General features: G+C 63.8%; 2 protein-coding genes. Both read right to left on the bottom strand.

All coding sequences use genetic code 11. The annotated features are described in order from the left end of the window. Positions 1–743: 743 nt before the first annotated feature. Positions 744–1940, bottom strand: coding sequence for a hypothetical protein (locus AC08OP_RS14735; protein WP_476614719.1), 1197 nt, complete (start codon positions 1938–1940; stop codon positions 744–746). A 239-nt stretch (positions 1941–2179) separates the two neighbouring features. Beyond that, positions 2180–2380, bottom strand: a complete 201-nt coding sequence (locus AC08OP_RS14730) for a DUF397 domain-containing protein (protein ID WP_476614718.1) — start codon at positions 2378–2380, stop codon at positions 2180–2182. Between the last annotated feature and the right edge of the window lie 147 nt (positions 2381–2527).

Below are 2527 nucleotides of genomic sequence, written 5' to 3'. Positions count from 1 at the left end.
TGGTCCCTGGCGTCGACGTCGCCCCGAGGTCGCCCTCGACGTCGCCCCCGAGGTCGCCCCCGATGACGGATGTCCGACAGTCGTCACGGCCGTCCCCGGCGCGGGCCACCTGACCGTCGTCGTGGCCAGGTCGCGGGGGTAGACGGTTCTGAACGTCGATGCGGATCGCTGCTTGTGTCCAATGTCATAGCAGAAAGGTGGGCCCGGCCGGATGGCCTCCAGACACCTCCGGTCTCGTTGCCCGCCCAGCTTTCGCCGACGTTGATTCGCCCACCCGGCGTGGCGCGCCCACGCCACGCCGCCACCATGCGCGTTCGTACTGGCCGACTGGATAGCGTTGTTCCACAACTATCTTCAGATCAACTTCAGGTCGGTGTCAGCAGCTCCTCCTCACGCCGGGCGGACGTCCGGCGGCTCCACACCGGAGCGGGACGCACTCCCGTCCCCCGTCGTCCGCTGCGGCGCTCGTTGGTCGGAGAAGGGTCCTCACGACGCCTGTCACCGTCGCGGCAGCACGGTCGTCAGCCGCTGACCCACACCGACACCGACGCCGGTCAAAACAGCGCTGGCGGCGGCCCGCCACACAGACCCCCGCCGATCAGCTAGACCGAGGCGTGCGAAGCCAGACGCCTGCCGGACAAGATCGGAGAAATGGCCGACATCATGCTCCTCTGTCGTGCGCCCGATCCTCTGTCGTGCGCCCGATCCTCCTGGATGTTATAGAACCAGGCTGGCTGGGCGTGCTACCGGCGCAACGCGCCTGCGATGTCTATAAGCGGCTGCCAGATCCCGCCGCTCTCCAAGAAGAAGCCGACCATGGGCAGGAACGCCAAGGCATTGTTCAAACTGAACCAGCGACGCACACCGGTGTCCGCTGGCCATGTCCGCATCCTTTCCAACCGGCCGTGTAGTTCCATGAGCACAGCCAGCCGATCGGCCAGTTCAGCCCGATCGTCCGCTGTCAGCATCGAAGATGCCCGTCTCCGATTCAGCCGATCGATCGTCGTCGATGTCCGGTCCGCCCACCGCAGCAGTCGACGCTTTTCCTGTCGCATCGCCGCATGTACCGCCAGCATCGGAACCAGAAATGCCAGGATCTCGAACAAGATTGCTAATGGCAGCAGTGCGACGTAAACATTCCGCCACGCCGCATAGGCGGGCAACAGAGGGATCAGAAACCACCACGACGCCAGGAAGAATGCTGGGATACTTGCAACCAGTGACTGATAGAAGCAAAACCTTCCTAACGGACTGAGACCTCCGACGCCGTCGGGATGGTTTTCCCTGACGAGTAGCCGAGCCTGTTCCTCGTGCACTGCCCGCCAGTAGCCTCCGTAGGCAGCCATTCGACCAAGGCGGGAGCCCGCGATCGCCGCGGCGAACGTCTCCATCAGCACCGCCCAGATCCGGTGACGGTCGCCGTAGACCGGCTGCGGATCGGTCAGTAGAAATACCACCCAACCTATAAAGACGGCTGATCCGACGATGACAGCACCGACCCGCTCGTACCGGCGGGCCCGCCGGCTGATCCTGTCCACCACCGCCCGCTGCTGGGAAGGCGTCAGAAACAGAACCCGCCGGTCACAGACCCGACCGAGTGCCTCGGTGAACCTCTCCGGAATCGTCTCCGTGAGGGCCACGCCGACGACCAAGGCAGTCAGCCCGGAGATGAACATGAGGTCCCACGTGTCTCCGTACCGGACATGCACAAGCTGGACGAGCGTGGCAAGTAACGGAATCGACCACCAAATGGCGGTCGGCAGTAGTCGACCCACGCGCCCGGCAGTACTCCTGGCTCCAGGCGGGATGCCGATCGCGGTGATCATAAGTACGTGTACGACAACGATGAGAGGCGGCTCGGCGAGAGCGATTTCGTACACCGCTGTGCCGGCTGCGGTTACCGCCGAAAACCATCCGGTTGGCGGCACCCAGACGATCATTGCGAGCTGGAGCGCGAGGTTCCATCAGACACGCCCCATCGGACCGCGCCGGAATCACCCCCACTCATTCCACCCGCCATCGAGGCGCGGTCACGATGCTGACCCCACGCCAACATTCTCTGCGACCCAGCTCCTTCGTTGCCACCTGCAGTTGCGAGGAGTGTAACAGGAAGCCGGGACGCCGAGCGACGGGTTCTGTGGGGGCCACACTATGAATCGACGCGGCTCCGGTGCGGTTGTCAGAACTCGCCTGCGCGCACTCCAGCCGTAAAGGCGGCCCACTCCTCCGCCGAGAATCGCAGGGCGGGTTGATCCGGGTTCTTCCCGTCGCGGACCAGCACCGCGCCCGCCTCGACGGCAACTTCTACACAGCCTCGGTCCTGGCAATATGAGGACCTACGAAAAACGGGCTCGATTGCGGTGACCTGGCCGTCTCTCATTTTAGCACATCCCTAGAATCGGTCCGCCACGGAAGTCTGGTTACCTAGCTTCGCTGATCCGTCCGGCGATGTCGATGGAGCGCGGGACTCTATCTTCGCCATGGTAGCCGCAACGGTCGTTTTGTAACATTTATTCGTGCTCCACTG

Source organism: Frankia sp. CeRuru1 (genome assembly GCF_977966315.1).
Note: the sequence above shows the minus strand (reverse complement) of the source record. Positions and strands in the feature narration are given on the sequence as shown.